Here is a 17,307-nt window from a genome sequence, read left to right as displayed (position 1 = left end):
TAGCTGTGTAAACCGATTATTGAAAGTTGATAGGAAGCTCAGTAGCAGTGAAATGCAAGATTCGACATCCGACTCTTGCATAATTTCTATTTGGAGAAGATAATGCTTTTACAATAGAGAACCTGTTCTACGATTCCATCAACGATCGCACCCACTGAAAATCACCCTCACTCAGTGCTGGTATAGACTGCACTGAATAATCGATCGCCAAATCTAAAGCAGCCTCCTGATAAACTTCACCCAAAACCTCAGATAAATTCACAACAGGTTCTTCATCTCCTGACTGCAAAGGAAGCAAGAAATGAGGAATCGATTCACGCCGATTAAACGGGTATAGTTTAACTGGTTCCCAGGCTCTGCCTGGTAACCGATGTCCAGAGGCTCTGCCTCGGCTGCGACAATCGAGGCAGAGCCTCCGGATATGCCTTACCAGGCAGAGCCTGGTAACGAGTATAATCATTTAGGATTGCAACTACGACCAGCAACTTGACGTATTGCCAACAAAAAACATTTTTATATTGTATTAAACTTGTTCAGATGTCTTGTGCTTTATTATAGCAAGAGTGCCAGCATATAGAAACAGTGCAAACACTCTTTGAGTGAACATCCCCCTTGACAAACAAGGCTGTTTTATTCGGGTAGTTTGTCAGATAAATTATACTATAATAAGTTTAATTCCTCAAATCAGTGCAAGTTTTATGACTATTGCCAAATCATTTGAATTGGAAGTCACCCATCTGCCAGACCACACTGAATTACCAGAGTCAGACGGTACTTTTGTGAAAAACTTTCAAGAACTTCCTCAAAGCATTATTCTCACTGATTCACTCCGACCAATTTTGCAACGAATTCATCCTGACGGACGCTATCGCATCGGTCAAGATTGTGGGATTTATTGGCGTTTAACTGACCCTCTCGAACGCGGTGCCGAAGCGCCCGATTGGTTTTATGTGCCGAATGTTCCCCCACTATTCAATGGTGAGGTGCGACGTTCTTATGTATTGTGGAAAGAATACCTTGCACCCCTGATTGTTTTGGAATTTGTGTCGGGGAACGGTGCAGAAGTGCGAGACAGAACGCCGCCGCCCGAACCCGGTCAAGCCGAAGAACAAAAGGTGGGCAAATTTTGGGTTTACGAACAGGCGATTCGCGTGCCTTACTACGGCATTTATGAAGTCAAAAAAGCCGCTGTAGAAATGTATCATTTAGAAGACAATCGCTATCAGCGCATGAGTGTAAATGAGCGCGGCCGCTATCCGATTCCTCAGCTTGGAGTTGAGTTGGGAATTTGGCAAGGTGAATATGATGAGATGAATTTACCTTGGTTGCGTTGGTGGGATAGTGAAGGGAATTTGCTGTTAATTGGAGAGGAACGTGCCCGAGAAGAACGCCTTCGCGCTGAAGAAGAACGCCTTCGCGCGGAGGAAGAAAAACAACGCGCCGATCGCCTAGCAGCAAAATTGCGCGAAATGGGGATTAATCCTGATGAGGTGTAATTGTTTTTAGGTTGTTAAATGGGGTGCGATTCCCTTCGGGATAGCTTCGCTCGCTTGTACTTTTTAAACAGCAGAAATATCAGAAGCCCCAAAAGACCGATCGCACTTTCGATCTCCTCACCCCATTGTTTATATTAAGATTTCCTTAATTGCTTTCATCTGGTACAGGCATCAGTGCTACTATTAACAGCTTAGCTAGGGGTGCCCGAATATCCGGGCTGAGAAAACACCCTTAGAACCTGAGTCTGGGTAATACCAGCGGAGGGAAGCTGTTTATCAAGGAAATTAAATATGCGTACCGAATGGATCGCTAAGCGTCAGGGCCAGAGCAATGTATCTCAAATGCACTACGCCCGTCAAGGTGTAATTACTGAGGAAATGCACTTTGTCGCTAAGCGAGAGAATCTCCCGCCAGAACTGATCCGCGCCGAAGTAGCGCGGGGACGGATGATTATTCCGGCTAATATCAATCACCCGAATTTGGAACCGATGGCGATCGGTATTGCGTCTAAATGCAAAGTCAATGCTAATATCGGTGCATCTCCCAACTCTTCCAATATGGAAGAAGAAGTTGACAAGCTTAAACTAGCAGTGAAATACGGCGCTGATACCGTGATGGACTTGTCCACCGGCGGCGGCAATTTGGATGAAATTCGCACTACGATTATCAAAGCTTCACCGGTGCCGATCGGTACTGTACCAATTTACCAAGCTCTAGAAAGCGTTCATGGTAATATGGAAAGTCTGACCGCGAATGACTTTCTTCACATCATTGACAAACACGCTCAACAAGGTGTTGATTACCAAACAATTCACGCCGGAATTCTGATCGAGCATTTGCCTTTGGTAAAAAATCGGTTGACTGGGATTGTCTCTCGCGGCGGCGGCATTTTGGCGCGGTGGATGCTGCATCACCACAAACAAAATCCTCTCTACACTCACTTTAACGACATCATTGAAATCTTCAAAAAATACGATGTTTCGTTTAGTTTGGGAGATTCTCTGCGCCCCGGTTGCACTCACGATGCCTCGGATGATGCTCAATTAGCTGAACTCAAAACTTTGGGACAATTAACTCGCAAAGCTTGGGAACATGATGTGCAGGTAATGGTGGAAGGCCCGGGCCACGTTCCCATGGATCAAATTGAGTTTAATGTCAAGAAACAAATGGAGGAGTGTTCGGAAGCTCCTTTCTATGTTTTGGGGCCGTTGGTGACTGATATTGCGCCTGGATACGACCACATTACCTCAGCAATTGGGGCGGCGATGGCTGGTTGGTACGGTACTGCAATGCTGTGTTACGTGACGCCGAAGGAACACTTAGGATTGCCGAATGCTGAGGATGTCCGAAACGGGCTGATTGCTTACAAAATCGCGGCTCACGCTGCAGATATTGCACGGGGTCGTCCGGGTGCGCGCGATCGCGATGATGAACTCTCGAAAGCGCGTTACAATTTCGATTGGACCCGTCAATTTGAGCTGTCATTAGATCCTGAACGGGCTAAGGAATATCACGACGAAACTTTGCCGGCGGATATCTATAAAACTGCTGAATTCTGTTCGATGTGCGGACCTAAGTTCTGTCCGATGCAGACTAAGGTTGATGCCGATGCTTTGACGGAATTAGAGAAGTTTTTGGCTAAGGAACCTGTAGCCCAAAGCTAATAGGATTAATTCCTAGGGTGCTGATGGCGCACCTTACTTAATCCTAAAGCTGTTTCGTTTCTTGTGGGGCGGGCATCCTGCTCGCCCAAAACTAGGGCGCTGATGGCGCACCTTACTTAAGGTTATATTAAAAGGAGTTTCCGAAAAGGAGAATTGCGATGTCCGTTCAACTTCAAAGACGGCTTTTTACGGTGAAAGAATATCATTTGATGGGTGAGACAGGGATTCTTTCTGAAGCTGAGCGCGTCGAACTCATTGAAGGAGAAATTATTCAAATGGCTGCTATTGGAACTCGTCACGCAACTGCTGTGAGACGACTTAACCGACTTTTTCACCGATTACCAGAAGATAGAGTTATTGTTGATGTCCAAAACCCTGTTCTGTTAAGCGAACGTACTGAACCGCAACCGGATGTGGTATTGCTCCAATTTCGCGATGATGATTACGAGACAGCACATCCAGTTCCCTCAGAAGTGTTACTTTTGGTAGAAGTCGCTGACAGTACAGTGGATAATGACAGAAATGTCAAAATTCCTATTTATGCCCGATCGCTCATTCAAGAGGTTTGGCTGGTTAATTTAGTGGAAAACATCTTGGAAGTTTACCGCCAGCCAACACCAAACGGTTATAGTGTAATACTAAACTTGTACCCTGGTCAAGAGGTTGCACCGATCGCATTTCCTGATTTTACAGTCAGTGTGGATTTGATATTGAGTGCGGCCGATCGCACTTCCTCAACCCCAGAGCAATAAATTTTCTGCTTGATGCTGATTAAACTGCATTTTTCAAAGGCACTTGCTTTGCAGAGGATAAACAATTATGGATAACTTCTAGAGCAACAGCTTTAACTACATTAATACTTACACTATGACCCAGTTGACGATCGGCTTTATCATCATTAGGATGCAAAATAAAACTATCGGAAAAACCTTGTTACCGTGTTGCTTCGCGGGGAGTAATCCTGCGGACTCGGTTCAATAAAACGGATTTTTTTCCAGACCATTAAGCCTGGGGTAAAAAATCATATTTTGTAGTATTTTTTAAGGGAGGCAGAGCCTCTAGATATTCATTACCAGGCAGAGCCTGGTAACGAGAAAGTGTTAATTCGTAGGGTGCGTTAACGCAGTGTAACGCACCGCCAGCCTCATGCACCATTTGAGCTAAGTAAAAGATTTACCTGGATATGTTAGCTCGCGCTGTATCTTGGCACGTTGAAAGAATGCGCCGATCGTTTGAGCTAATTGTGCGAATAGGATGCAGATTTGTTAGCTGAGTATTGACTTCAACTGTTTGAATTTTTCCGGCTGAGATTGTTTTGCCGTACAGTGTATTTCCCTGAATTTTACCTGTGAAGCAGGCAAAGTCCGATCGCGGCGCGTAGATTGCACCAACGACGCGATCGTTCTGGCGTTGAAACACAATGTAGTTTTGAAGAACTTGGTTGGGCTGTGGCGAATCTCCGTACAGGTAAATACCATCTGGCAAAGCAGCAACATTAGTCTTAGATGGATTTTGTTGTGCTTGAAGCGGTTGTTGCTGAATGCCAACGCCAATTAGTGTCAGAGGACAAATAAAGGCTGTTGCCAGTAGTTTCCATTTCCCTTTAATAGATGCAGGTAAAATCATTGCTGCTTCTCCTTGCGCCGGGTCATGTAACATATTAAAACAGTGTTTTCTAGTTAATATCTCACTCAGGTTATAAACTCGCTCTGCTAAAATCTGCCGATTGGTAGAGATTCTGAACCTGCAAGCTTGCGCTTGTTTAGCACCTAAAACTTTATTTTCCCTTGTCCTCCAAGTACCTGAGCTGATTTTGATAATAAAATTAGAGCGGGCATAGTTTATAATCCCACCCAATAAAACACCGATTTCCTCACTTCAAAATGAGGCAGAGCCTCTAGATATTCATTACCAGGCAGAGCCTGGTAACGAGAAAAAAACATCTTGAAAACTATTGTGGAAGAGGCCCGAAAGCCTGTTCATGAAAAGGGTGATATTCGATCGGTTCGATCGCACTTTTGCCTATTTTTTGCTAGCCATCCACTTTTGAAGATCGTTAATCGTAAAAACTGTTTCAAAGTTTAATCCAACAGATTGATAAAACTGGGCACCACCTTGTTCTCTGTCAATCAGCGACAACACGCGATCGACTTTATAACCCGCACCCCGCAACCGTTCCACCGCCTGCATCGCCGACTTGCCCGTCGTCACCACATCCTCCAAAACCGCCACATTCGTGCCCTCTGGCAACAGTGGCCCCTCAATGTACGCCATTGTCCCGTGTCCCTTCGTCTCCTTTCGGACAATTAGCGCCGGAATCGATCGACCTTCGAGAGCCGAAACCACACTTACAGCAGTTACAATCGGGTCAGCCCCCAAAGTCAAACCGCCCACAGCTTGCACATCCGACGACAGCATCGACAACAGCAAACGTCCCGTTGCCAAAGCACCTTCAGCGTGCAGCGTCACCGGTTTGCAGTTAATGTAATAAGAACTTTTCTGCCCCGAAGACAGCACAAAATCACCTTCGCGATAGGCAAACTCGCACAACAAATCTAGAAGTCGATCGCGCAACACCTTTAAATCCGCAGCATCCATAACTCACACCCTTTAAAAAACACAAATAATCTGCCGAGAATCAGTTTATCAAAAAATTGGGTTTAAAATCCCGTCATAAGCTTGACCGAAAGCATCCAGGATACAAGCCCCCGGATTCATTCCGAAAGCAGACTCAGAACCGGTGAAATAAAAAACCTGTAGCCGATGAAACTTGCCCCCCAAATTTATCCGTGGGGTGAATGCTTCAATTCTTTAATCTAAAATCTAAAATATAAAATCTAAAATCGATTGACGGCTTTTTGATAGAATAGCCATGGTTGTAATTCCCAAGGTGGGCGGTTGTGAAGCGGCTTTTAGCCGGCACCCTCGAACCTGAAAGCTTTTTAAAAGCAGAAAGAAGGCTAGGGAAAACCTTGTAAAACAGAGCTGGGGAATCAACCCATTCTCACCCACCAGAAAATCAATAATTTGTTTTAATGAAGTAGGGTGGGACACACCCGAACCCGCTTGTTCGTATCCTAGTACGCTTTTGGAGATAGACCAAGAAGGAGTGGTTGTGAGTTAAGCTTGTCAATTGGTGCAATTGCACGGTTGAAAAGTTTAAGGATTGCCGCAAGGACACAGCGCTTAAAGGTCAGTCGATGAATTAAGAATCCCCGTGGGTTCACCCCGGGGAGTGTCAAAGTGGAATCGGAATTAATTAAGGAGGCCCAAATATATGAGTCAAAAGTTAAAAAGCCTGAGCGGCGCGTTGATTCTCGCTGTCGCCTCTGCCGCAATGGCATCCGTCAAACCAGCTCAAGCACAAACAGCTCGATTTCACCCGATTGCCGACGACTTCAACCGACAATTCTTTGAAGCTTCAGGAGACTTTTACCAAAAGGTCAGCTTGCAAGGTTACTTGGGCGACTATTTAGGCATCGGTTCCCCCAGCGGAGTCGTTGCCTTTCCCGAAAAAGAAATGGAGCGGGATGCCAGTCGCGTCAGCGGCCTTTACCGACGAATAATGCAGCGGCAAGTTTCCAGCGACCCGATTCTCCGCGTCCCAGATGCCGTCAATCCTTTCGATTCCTCTGTCATGGCACTGCCTGCACCTTGCCAGCTAGCACCTCAACCGAGCGGCTGTTTCCCCACTCCCGGCGGGTTCCCAGATCAGTCACTTCCAAGAGAGCAGCAAGATTCACAGACCGATCCAGGCCCCGTCAGAGGACTTTATCAAGTATCGCCGGCTCGCAAGAATTAATCGATCGACTGTTGCGAGTTTTGAGCCGAGGCGGGTTTTCTTTCATCTCGGATTTGTATGAGAGAGAAAGTCTGAACCCGCCCCAAAAATTCATGTTTTGGCAATGCTTTCGGTAAAGGCGCAACTGGCTTTTTTTTAACTATCGCGGTTTTTTTACAGGACTAAATATTATCCAATATTGATCAAACAATGCTGCCGTCAGGCATGATTGTTCCTTTCAAAATAGCTTCGCCCAGATTCGCTCCCGCCAAGTTCGCTCCTCTGAGATTGGCCCCGGTCAAATTCGCCCCTTTCAAATCAGCTTTGCCGAGGTTTGCCCACCGGAAATCGGCAGCGCTCAACTCCGCAAAACAGAGATTTGCCTTGAAAAGATATGCTGCAGTGAAGTGAGCTTCCCCGAGGTTAGCTTTAGAGAAATTGGCTGCATAGCAATGTGCTTCAATGAATTCGGCTTGAGTGAGATTGGCTTGACTGAGATTAGCAAAGTTGAGGTTGGCGCCCATGGCATTAACTCGAAACATCACCGCACCGATTAAATTTGCATCGGCGAAATCGGTTTGTTGAAGATTGGCAGCAGTGATGTCAGACCCAATTAAATTAGCACCGCTCAAATCAGCTCCCCTGAGGTCTGCAGCTCGGAGGTTTGCTCCTGTTAAATTAGCTTTAATTAGATTAGTTTCGAGCAGTTGCGCTCCGGCAAGATTTGCTAAACTAAAATTAGATTCGGCGAGGTTTGCCGAAATTAATTTAGCCTTAAACAAGTCTGTTTTAACAAGGTTCGATCGCCAAAGATGCGCGCCTCTGAGATTTGCTTCGGCGAGGTTAGCTTCGCTGAGATCCGGTTCTATATTTGGGTTGAGACTTCTCCATTCAATCCAAGTAACTGCACCTTTTTTTAACAGCGCTAAATGCTGTGTGTTTGCCATAACTGCATCTCCTTTAACGGCTATTCCTTGCGACCAAAAATTGTTGGATTTTCTCGACCCGTCACGTTTTCCACCGCCGCAATTGCTGCCTGGGAACCTGCTATAATATCTCGTTCTGCGCCGCCGAGGTAAAGCCGTCCGAAACTGCCTACAGCCTGAACCTCTAAGATGTTAATAGATGCGCCTTTTTCTGCTTCATTGGCCGCGAGGGCTGCATAGGCAGCCGGTTCTACTTCTAAGACATAAAGCGTTTGTCCCGCCAGCAGCAACTGTCCGCGGCGGCTGCGGTTGATTAATTGTGTTTGGTGGGGGTCAATGTTGCGAATAATTTGACTGGAAATCACTCGCGGTTTGATACCTTCTTCTCTGCGGACTCCGATGAATTCTAGAATTGCTTTGCCTGCGGCCCGAGTTTCCCCCTGCTGGCCCGAGTGTACTTCCAGAAGGCCGTACAAGCGTTCGACTATCTGCACTCCCGGCCGCACGGAGGCAGATTTGAGGGCGACATCGGTAATTCGGTTAATTTCGATACCAGGCGAGATTTCAATCCACAGCGACGCATCCCCGGGCAGCGGCAAGAATCCGGCGGCGATGGTGCCGATGTATGCTGCGTGCTGCGGCTGCAAGTTGTCTAGAAATACGTAGCTGCGTAGCTCTATACCCAAAAGTTTTTATCTCCGTCGATCGAGTTCCAACAGTTGTCTGTGCAATATCTGAGTTTACCTTTTTTTGTCAACAACACTTTGTCTGTTGTCGGGACTGCCGGAGTTCCTCACAAGCGCGATGTGCCATGCCGGCGATTTTATAGTGCCGCACTGCCTCACAAGCGAGCAATGTTTAATTTCGTCTTGTTGCTAAAAATCTGATATCAATCTGTAGTTATAGGTGGAAGATAAGTATGTTTACTGCTAGAGGTGGATTTAACTTTAATAGGCGATCGATATAGTTGTGATAGTTAAAGAGTTTAACCAACAGAGAGCATTTGAAATATGAAACGTTCTGATTTATCCAAAGCAATCGGTGCAGGTATTATAGTTGCTGGTTTAGCGCTAGTACCAGTTGATCTGCCTGCTTCTGCTCAGACAGATACAACTGGCGGTACTACGAACGGTACTAACAGCACTACCACCACCACAAGTCCTCGCTCGGATGTCGCAAGTGCTGATGCCGATCGCGATTTTGATTGGGGATGGTTGGGATTGCTTGGCTTGTCGGGTTTGTTCGGTTTGATTCCCCGCAAACGCGAAGAAAATGTCCGCTATACCACTACAACGGGCGATCGCGATCCAGCCGTGCGCACCGACTACCGCTAAGAATTGAGTCGAGCGGCTGTGGGCATCATGCAGATAGTTGTAATAGTTAAAGATTTTAACCAACACAGAGGATTTGAATTATGAAACGTTCTGATTTATCCAAAGCAATCGGTGCAGGTATTATAGCTGCTGGTTTAGCCCTAGCACCAGCTCATCTACCTGCTTCTGCTCAGACAGATACAACAGGCGGTACTACGAACGGTACTAACAGCACTACCACCACTACTACAAGTCCTCGCTCTGATGTCGCAAGTGCTGATGCCGATCGCGATTTTGATTGGGGATGGTTGGGATTGCTTGGCTTATCGGGTTTGCTCGGTTTGATTCCCCGCAAACGCGAAGAAAACGTCCGCTATACCACTACAACAACGGGCGATCGCGAGCCAGCCGTGCGCACCGACTACCGCTAAGAATTGAGTCGAGCGGCTGTGGGCATCATGCAGGGACAGGATGTTTTAACCTGTCCGACGATAGCAAATAATCATCAAAAAACCTCCATCTGTGGGGGTTTTTTATTGAAGATGATGCGCGATCGAAGGACTATAAAATTGGTGATATCTGATATCAATTCCGGTTGCACCGTCCGTGATTGTTGACTGTTGACTGTGGACTGATGACTGATGACTGATGACTGTTGACTCGATTTTATTTCTTCCCTTCTTCTTCCCTTCTTCCTTCGCGTTCTTTGCGTCTTCGCGGTTCGTTAAATAAAAACCTTTCAGACACAAAAACACCTTAAACAATGCTTTCGCCCGATCGATCGAGCACCCCCAAAATCGCCTGCACCAACTTCTGGGGGTCTAAAGGCTTAGAAAGGTGGCGCTGGAACCCAGCAGCCAGGGCCTGCTGATAGTCAATTTCTCCAGCATAAGCGGTGAGGGCGATCGCCGGAACCAGTCCCCCTTGCTCCTTAGGCAGAGCCCGCACCTGCTGCAGCAACAGATAACCGTTGGTATCGGGCATTCCAATATCGCTCAACAGCAAATCCGGCACAGACTCAGTTAAAACCGCCAAGGCATCGGCGGCGTTAGAAACTGCTGTAACGCTTGCCCCACAATTCTCAAGCAGAAAAACCACCAAATCTCGGGCATCGGCATCATCATCTACGGCTAACACCTTGATACCGCTCAAATTGAAGGATTGCTCCGGTCCTGCAGCAGCAGGAGTTGTCTGAGGTTGCACGGGCATCAGGGGTATCCTGACGGTAAATGTCGCGCCTTTTCCTTCGCCTGCACTTTCGGCTTTCACCGTGCCGCCGTGGAGTTCGAGGAGATGGCGGACGATCGCCAATCCTAAACCCAATCCGCCAAACTTGCGCGTCATCGTGCTGTCCGCTTGCCGGAAGTAGTCGAATACATAGGGCAGAAAATCAGGTTCGATACCTTTTCCAGTATCAGTTACAGTAATTTGGGCATCAGTGCCAACCCGATCGAGAACGACTTCGATTTTGCCTCCGGGCGGGGTGAACTTGACGGCATTTGAGAGCAAATTCCAGACTACCTGCTGAAGTCTGCCCGCATCGCCCAACACCGGGCCGAGATTCGGTGCAAATTGAGTGCAGATTTGAATCGACTTAACTTCCGCCGACAGACGCACGGTTCCAATGGCAGCGCCGATCGCCCCGGCTAAATCCACCGGTACAATATTCAAGCTGAGCTTGCCTTGCAGAATCCCCGACACATCGAGCAAATCTTCGATCAGCTGGGTTTGCAGTAGGGCGTTGCGCTCGATCGTCTCTAAGGCGTAACGCTGCTTTTCCGGTGTCAGAACGTTCGATCGCAGCAGCTTCGTCCAGCCCACAATCGGGTTTAAGGGAGTGCGCAATTCGTGGGACAAAACAGCCAAAAATTCATCTTTGACGCGGTTAGCCTGTTCTGCTTCTTCCCGCGCTGCCTTTTCCCGGGCTAGAAGGCGTTCCCGTTCGGCTTCTGCAACTTTTCGATCGGTAATGTCGGTGTTGGTGCCACACCAGCGCAGCACCTTGCCTTGCTCGTCGCGAATCGGCACGGCGCGGGAGAGAAACCAGCGGTAAGATCCGTCTGTGCCGCGCAAGGGGAAAGTATCTTCCCAGAGTTCGCCTGTTTCAATGCAGCGCCTAAATTTTGCGACAACCCGATCGACGTGTTCCGGGTGCTGCACCTGCTGCCAGCCCCAGCCCTGCATTTCCTCTAGGGTGCGGCCCGTGTAGTCAAACCACCGCTGGTTGTACCAGAAAATCCCCCCTGTGGCATCTGTCATCCAAGCCAACTGAGCGATGTTGTCAGCTAGAGCGCGGAACCGAGCTTCGCTTTCGTGCAGGTCCTGCAGGGTTCGGGCGTGCAGGATTACCCTCCAGAGGCGAGCCACCACTTCTTGCATCAGCGAAACTTCATCGGGCCGCCAGTGCCGCACCGCCTGTGATGTCACCACCAAAAGAGCCACCCAGCGCCCTTCGTGAAGGCAGGGAACATCGACCAAAGCGCCAATGCCAGCGGCCTCGTAGTTATCGACCAAAGACGCTGTATGGGGGTCATTAGCGGTATCTGAGATGACAACTGCTTGACCTGCCATAGAGAGAGCTTTCATTTCTGGCGTCTTAAAGTGTGAGATTTGATAGGTGCCGGTGGCGCTGCCCAGGTGGGGCTGGTGCCAGTCTTGCGGGACAATTGCCAGGTCCGCTTCGGCATCGATTTCGTGCCATATGCAGCGATCGACATTTAAATATGCTCCCAGACTGTTCATGGATTCCCAGAACATTTCTGCGGGGTTGGAGCCTTGGCGCAAGCGGAGTTCGAGATCGGAGAGAAACTGCTCGTTGAGTTGGGCTTGTTTGCGATCGTGAATATCGGTATTAGAGCCGATCCACTCGACAATCTGGCCCCGGGCGTCGCGAATTGGCACGGCGCGGGACAAATGCCAGCGTTCCATTTGGTCTGCTGCCCGCCGCAGGCGCAGCTCAAGTTGATAAACTTCTCCGGTGATCCGACATTCTTGCCAGAGAGCTTTAGCTTGTGCCACATCCGACGGCGGCATCACCGACTCCCAATTGTTTTTCGCTGCTTCCTGGTAAGACATTCCCAGATATTCCAACCATTTTTGTTGGTTGGTAAAGCGAATTTCCCCGGCGGAGTCTATGTTCCAAATCAGGTGGGGAAGGGACTCAGCCAGGAAGCGGAAGCGGCGGTCGCTTTCTGCTAAGCTTTCTTCGGCTCGTTTGCGATCGTCAATATCAATGCCGATCCCGGCCCATTGCACCACCTGTCCCCCCGCGTCTTTAACGGGCACGATTCGCGCTAGATGCCAGCGGTAGATGCTGTCAAACCGGCGCACCCGGCACTCGAATTCGTAGGATTCCCCTGCTTGAATCGCCTTGGTGCGCGTGGCGACAACTGCTGGTCGATCTTCAGGATGAAATAATTCCAGCACCGGCGCAGCCAGCGGAAATTCTGCTGACATGATGCCCGTGTAGCTTTGCCAGTGCTGGTTGCCAAACTCTACCCTGCCGTCGGCCGTGTTGATCCACATTAATTGCGGGACGGCATCGGCGAGGGTGCGGTAGCGATTTTCGCTTTGCCGCAGTGCTTCTTCTATTTGTCGGCGCTCGGTTTTGTCTTGCATGATTTTCAGGAAACCTTGCACCTCGCCAGCTGCGTCGCGCAGGGGCATCACCAGCCCGCTACCCCAAAAGCGGCTGCCATCTTTGCGGACGTACCAGCGATCGTTTTCTCCTTTTCCCTGAGTCAGGGCGCTGTGCATTTCTGCTTCCGGCGATCGAGCAGCAGAGTCTTCTGGGGTGAAGATGATTCGTCCGTGCTCGCCGACGATTTCAGCTTCGGCATAGCCGAGCAATCTCTCGGCGCCTGCGTTCCAAGTGGTAAAGCGTCCGCCGGTGTCGAGGGTGAAGATGGCGTAGTCTTTGGCGCTGTCGAGAATCAACTGCAGGTGGGCTTCGCGATCGCGCAGTGCTGCTTCTGTTTGTTTGCGCTTGGTAATGTCGGTTGTGAAGCCGACTATTTTGGTCACTTCACCTTGCTGGTTGCGGATCGAACAGCCGCGTTCCCAAACATCGATCCAGCGCCCGTCTTGGTGCCGGACTCGGTACTCGCCTTCGTAGCGATCGGCACTTAATATTGATTCCGCCCCGGCTTGGATGCGTGCCAAATCGACGGGATGGATGCGTTCTCTCCACCACTCTGGTGTTGCCTGTGCATCCTCTGGGCGGACACCGACGAGCGGGTACAGCCCCTCGGAACGGTAAACTGAGTTCGATGCCAAATCCCACTCAAACACGATGCCGTCGATCGCCTTTGTAGCTAACTCAAAGCGGTTATTGCTTTCTTGCAAGGCGAGTTCTGCCATTTTGCGATCGGTAATTTCCTGTACCACGACATTAATCCCGACAATCTCCCCGCCCGTGTCTTTGAGCGGCAAGCAATTCAGCAGCCAAGTGCGCACAACACCGGATTGAGCTTTGGTTTCACCGCTGATTTCCCAATTTCGCTTCGGTTCTCCGGTTTCGAGAATGCGGTTTAACACAGGTTCGGCTGTGTCTGCCAAGTCTGGGACAATTTCGCGTAGGGTGCGGTCGATGTGCATTTCGACGGGCAAGCCGTTGATTTTGGCCAACCGCTGGTTGAGCCGCACGAACCGCAAATCTGTGTCTAAAACGGCCAAACCCACGGGCGTTGTTTGGTATAGCCACTCTATCTCTAGAAGTTGACGGCGCACGGTTTGCCCGCTCTCATGCAGGGCGAGTTCGGCCTTTTTCCGATCGGTAGCATCAAATATTACTCCGATAAACCGCACTGCTTCGCCCCAGGAGTCGTAGAGATGGCGCCCGAACGCGCTCAACCAGCGGATTTCTCCGCTGTCGGCCCGGATGATGCGGTATTCGGGAGAGTAGAGCGATCCTGTTTCCCGAGCTGTTTTGACTGCCTGCTGGACTTGCTTTATGTCGTCTGGATGCACGCATTTTTCCCACACAGCCCGGGTTGTTTCGCTGCCCGGTACCGGTTCGCAGCCGAAAATGCTGAAAAGGTTCGCCGACCAAATTACTCGATTTGTTCGCACGTCTAAATCCCAGGTTGCCATGCCTGAGCCTTCGATGGCGATGCTCAAACGTTCTTCGCTTTGTTTGAAGGCTATTTCAGTTTGTTTGCGATCGCTGATATCTGTGAGGGAACCCACGGCCCGCACGGGATTGCCTGAGGAGTCCCAAATTGCTCGCCCTCTGGCTAAAACCCATTTTTCGCGCCCGTCGGGACAGCGGATGCGGTACTCGCAGCGATAATGTGATGTTTCCCCATGCAAGTGCTGCTGCCAATTGCTTTGCATTATCTCCACATCATCGGGATGAATGTAGCTCAAAAATTGGCTGAAGTCCTTGACTTCTTCGGGCCCGCGTTCCAAAATCTCTAAACCGCGATCGCTCAGGATCTGGCTATTGGTTTGCAGGTTGCGATCCCAAATGCCGTCGTTGTTTCCCTGCAAGGCTAGCTGCCAGCGTTCTTCGCTTTGTCGCAAAGCTTCTTTGGTTCGATTGGCGCGATCGATTTGTAGGGCGGCAACGGCAAAGTCTGCTAGGGCGATCGCGATCTGCAAGTCTTCGGCATCGAACTGGCGATCGTCCTGGTGAGATACCATCCATATTGCCCCCAGCGGTTGATTTTCTGCTTGCAGCGGCACCACTAACGCTTCGGCGATCGGCATTTCTAGCTGCTGCAAGTCGGTAAAGTATTTTTCTGGAGCGAAGTAAAGCTGGGGAGTTTGGCGATCGCACCAGGCTCCGGACAAACGCAATGTGCGGGGTGTGTTTCTGTGTTTTGAGGCCAACCACGCGCCCGCCAAGGCCTCCCACCGAAAGATTTTTTCGGAACTGGCATTTTCTTCTAGCAAGCAGACTCCCACGCTTCCTGCACCGCATAAATCTTGAGCGGTGGCAACCAGTGTTTTGAGCAGGGTGTGGGGCTCCGTTGCCAGTTGTCGGGCAAGGGTTTGCAGCGCCCGGTTTTCTGCTTTGCGATCGTGCGATCGAGGGGTGCGGCGCGACAGTTCCTCGGCGATCGGAATGTCGGTTAAATTAGTTTGTGGGGTTTGCCAAGCTTCCATCAATTAGTCGTCTCTACGTCTTGCGGTCTGAGCTGGCGAGCGTATATCAGCGCGCTGTTAAAGCATCTGCTATATTATATTATCTACCGACAGACAGAATATGCGATCTATCTGGGAAATTACTTTTTACTTTTCCGGCTAGTTGATGGCCTTGGTTGCCTATGCTCTTGCCACCACAATATGCACAATTTTATTCCCGAATCGCGCTTTTTTCCCTATCTGACTTGGACAGAAATTGAGTCTATGCCGGATAAGGAAAATGTAGTTATCATTCAGCCACTAGGTGCGATCGAACAGCACGGCCCCCATTTGCCTTTAATTGTAGAGGCGGCAATTAGCCAGGCGGTGACAGGCAAAGCGCTGGCAAAGTTAGATGCAAATATTCCCGCTTATGCTTTGCCGCTTTTGTACTACGGCAAGTCTAACGAACACTGCCATTTTTTCGGTACAATTATGCTCAGCGCTCAGACACTTTTAGCAGTAATTGGCGAAATTGCTGACTGTATTTACCGGGCAGGATTTCGGAAATTAGTCTTAATGAATGCTCACGGCGGACAGCCGCAGGTGATGGAAATTGCGGCGCGGGATATTCATCAAAAATATCAGGATTTTTCGGTTTTTCCGCTGTTTGTTTGGGGCGTTCCGAATCGGGCTGCTGAATTATTAACTGCGAAGGAGTTGGAGTTGGGGATTCACGCGGGTGATGCAGAAACGAGTCTGATGTTGTCAATTTTGCCGGAGCGGGTGAAAATGGAACGGGCTGTTACAGAATATCCGAAAAATTTGCCGATCGACAGTTGGCTGAGTATGGAAGGGAATTTGCCTTTTGCTTGGCTGACGCGAGAGTTGACTGAAAGTGGTGTGTTGGGCGATGCGACGGTGGCGACGGAAGAAAAGGGAGGTCGTATTCTCGAATCTCTCTCTGACGGGGGTACAAGTTATCAAAGATGTGGACAAATTTCGCCAACCGGGAAGTAATTAAAAAATTAAGAATTAAAACTCAAATAAAACTTACGCAGGGGGCCGGTGAAACCGGGTTTGATGGACAAAAATACTTCGTTAGAGTCTCGCCGACTCGGTAAAAAACCCGATTTCTTTTGTCCGAGTGCGTCTAGGACTCTCAAAAATTGTTCTAATCCGTGTCAAAATAAGTCTAAGAAATTTTTTGAGTTGGAAAACTAACGATGAGTGTAAATTCTAAATTGCAGCGCGCCTTTGAGCAAGGCCGCGCCCTGAAAATTATCAGCGGTTTAAATAATTTTGATGCCGCCAACGTTGCGGCTGTCGTCAAAGCAGCGGATCTCGGCGGTGCTACCTTTGTCGATATTGCTGCCGATCGAGATTTGGTATTGATGGCAAAACAGTTGACAGATTTGCCAATTTGTGTATCGGCTGTCGAACCGGAAAAGTTTGTGCCTGCGGTAGAAGCTGGCGCTGATTTGATTGAAATTGGCAACTTTGATGCTTTCTACGCAGTAGGTCGCCGCTTTGAAGCTTCTGAAGTTTTGGAGTTGACTCGCCAAACTCGATCGCTATTTCCCAACATCACTCTTTCTGTGACAGTTCCCCACATTTTGGAACTCGACAAACAAGTGGAGTTAGCAATAGAATTAGTCAAAGCTGGCGCTAACATTATCCAAACAGAAGGTGGCACCAGCGCCCAACCAATACACGCCGGCACATTGGGATTAATTGAAAAAGCAGCGCCTACTTTAGCCTCCGCCTTTGAAATTTCCCGGGCCGTATCCGTCCCCGTACTCTGCGCTTCCGGCATCTCCAGCGTCACCGCACCCCTCGCTATTGGAGCCGGTGCTGCAGGTATTGGTGTCGGTTCTGCTGTCAGTCAGCTTAATAGCGAAGTGGCGATGATTGCGGCTGTTTGCAGTTTGGTTGAAGCTTTGGCTTTGGTTTCGCGATCGCACTTGGCGACTTCAATTTAATTAAGAAGGAAGAAGGAAGAAGGAAGAAGGAAGAAGGAAGAAGGAAGAAGGAAGAAGGAAGAAGGAAGAAGGAAGAAG

13 protein-coding genes, 2 pseudogenes and 1 riboswitch are annotated in these 17,307 nt (G+C 49.1%); of the genes and pseudogenes, 8 read left to right on the top strand and 7 right to left on the bottom strand.

Annotation, left to right across the window (positions count from 1 at the left end; translation table 11 throughout):
• Positions 1-127: 127 nt before the first annotated feature.
• Positions 128-460 carry a DUF4058 family protein gene (locus QUB56_RS26850; RefSeq protein WP_332959319.1) on the bottom strand — a complete coding sequence of 111 codons (333 nt, stop codon included), beginning with the start codon at positions 458-460 and terminating at the stop codon, positions 128-130.
• A gap of 238 nt (positions 461-698) precedes the next feature.
• Between QUB56_RS26850 and QUB56_RS26845 the strand changes: the two genes are divergently transcribed.
• From QUB56_RS26845 to QUB56_RS26835, 3 genes are all read left to right on the top strand, one after another.
• Positions 699-1,496 (top strand): Uma2 family endonuclease, encoded by a 798-nt coding sequence (locus QUB56_RS26845; protein WP_332959318.1) that lies wholly within the window; start codon positions 699-701, stop codon positions 1,494-1,496.
• Between the two features lie 187 nt (positions 1,497-1,683).
• Positions 1,684-1,780, top strand: a riboswitch (TPP riboswitch).
• A gap of 7 nt (positions 1,781-1,787) precedes the next feature.
• Positions 1,788-3,161 (top strand): phosphomethylpyrimidine synthase ThiC, encoded by a 1,374-nt coding sequence (thiC, locus tag QUB56_RS26840; RefSeq protein WP_332959317.1) that lies wholly within the window; start codon positions 1,788-1,790, stop codon positions 3,159-3,161.
• Between the two features lie 158 nt (positions 3,162-3,319).
• Positions 3,320-3,913 carry a Uma2 family endonuclease gene (locus QUB56_RS26835; protein ID WP_332959316.1) on the top strand — a complete coding sequence of 198 codons (594 nt, stop codon included), beginning with the start codon at positions 3,320-3,322 and terminating at the stop codon, positions 3,911-3,913.
• Between the two features lie 19 nt (positions 3,914-3,932).
• Here QUB56_RS26835 and QUB56_RS26830 read toward each other — a convergent pair.
• The 3 genes and pseudogenes from QUB56_RS26830 to pyrE form a co-directional block, all read right to left on the bottom strand.
• Positions 3,933-4,082: pseudogene (locus QUB56_RS26830) on the bottom strand (hypothetical protein); the annotation flags it as partial.
• 252 nt (positions 4,083-4,334) lie between these two features.
• A complete protein-coding gene (locus QUB56_RS26825; protein ID WP_332959315.1) occupies positions 4,335-4,820 on the bottom strand; it encodes a hypothetical protein in 486 nt (161 codons plus the stop codon).
• Positions 4,821-5,183: 363 nt separating this feature from the next.
• Complete coding sequence (pyrE, locus tag QUB56_RS26820) at positions 5,184-5,759, bottom strand: orotate phosphoribosyltransferase (RefSeq protein ID WP_332959314.1); 576 nt, start codon at positions 5,757-5,759, stop codon at positions 5,184-5,186.
• Positions 5,760-6,438: 679 nt separating this feature from the next.
• On the opposite strand from pyrE, the gene QUB56_RS26815 reads away from it, so the two are divergent.
• Positions 6,439-6,963: a hypothetical protein gene (locus QUB56_RS26815; protein ID WP_332959313.1), complete on the top strand. Its 525-nt coding sequence runs from the start codon at positions 6,439-6,441 to the stop codon at positions 6,961-6,963.
• 182 nt (positions 6,964-7,145) lie between these two features.
• Here the strand turns inward: QUB56_RS26815 and QUB56_RS26810 are convergent, their stop codons facing one another.
• On the bottom strand, positions 7,146-7,889 hold the full coding sequence (locus tag QUB56_RS26810) for a pentapeptide repeat-containing protein (protein WP_332959312.1): 744 nt from the start codon (positions 7,887-7,889) through the stop codon (positions 7,146-7,148).
• Positions 7,890-7,909: 20 nt separating this feature from the next.
• Positions 7,910-8,554 carry a hypothetical protein gene (locus tag QUB56_RS26805; protein ID WP_332959311.1) on the bottom strand — a complete coding sequence of 215 codons (645 nt, stop codon included), beginning with the start codon at positions 8,552-8,554 and terminating at the stop codon, positions 7,910-7,912.
• Between the two features lie 324 nt (positions 8,555-8,878).
• Between QUB56_RS26805 and QUB56_RS26800 the strand changes: the two genes are divergently transcribed.
• A complete protein-coding gene (locus QUB56_RS26800) occupies positions 8,879-9,202 on the top strand; it encodes a WGxxGxxG family protein (protein ID WP_332959310.1) in 324 nt (107 codons plus the stop codon).
• 80 nt (positions 9,203-9,282) lie between these two features.
• Positions 9,283-9,612, top strand: coding sequence for a WGxxGxxG family protein (locus QUB56_RS26795; protein WP_332959309.1), 330 nt, complete (start codon positions 9,283-9,285; stop codon positions 9,610-9,612).
• A gap of 325 nt (positions 9,613-9,937) precedes the next feature.
• On the opposite strand, the gene QUB56_RS26790 is transcribed toward QUB56_RS26795, so the two are convergent.
• On the bottom strand, positions 9,938-15,289 hold the full coding sequence (locus tag QUB56_RS26790) for a PAS domain S-box protein (protein WP_332959308.1): 5,352 nt from the start codon (positions 15,287-15,289) through the stop codon (positions 9,938-9,940).
• Between the two features lie 180 nt (positions 15,290-15,469).
• Here QUB56_RS26790 and QUB56_RS26785 point away from each other — a divergent pair.
• Positions 15,470-16,271 (top strand): annotated as a pseudogene (locus QUB56_RS26785) (creatininase family protein).
• 202 nt (positions 16,272-16,473) lie between these two features.
• Positions 16,474-17,229 carry a DUF561 domain-containing protein gene (locus tag QUB56_RS26780; RefSeq protein WP_332959307.1) on the top strand — a complete coding sequence of 252 codons (756 nt, stop codon included), beginning with the start codon at positions 16,474-16,476 and terminating at the stop codon, positions 17,227-17,229.
• Positions 17,230-17,307 lie beyond the last annotated feature (78 nt).

Origin of the sequence: Microcoleus sp. AR_TQ3_B6 (assembly GCF_036702785.1) — a bacterium.
GTDB lineage: Bacteria > Cyanobacteriota > Cyanobacteriia > Cyanobacteriales > Microcoleaceae > Microcoleus.
Note: the sequence above shows the minus strand (reverse complement) of the source record. Positions and strands in the feature narration are given on the sequence as shown.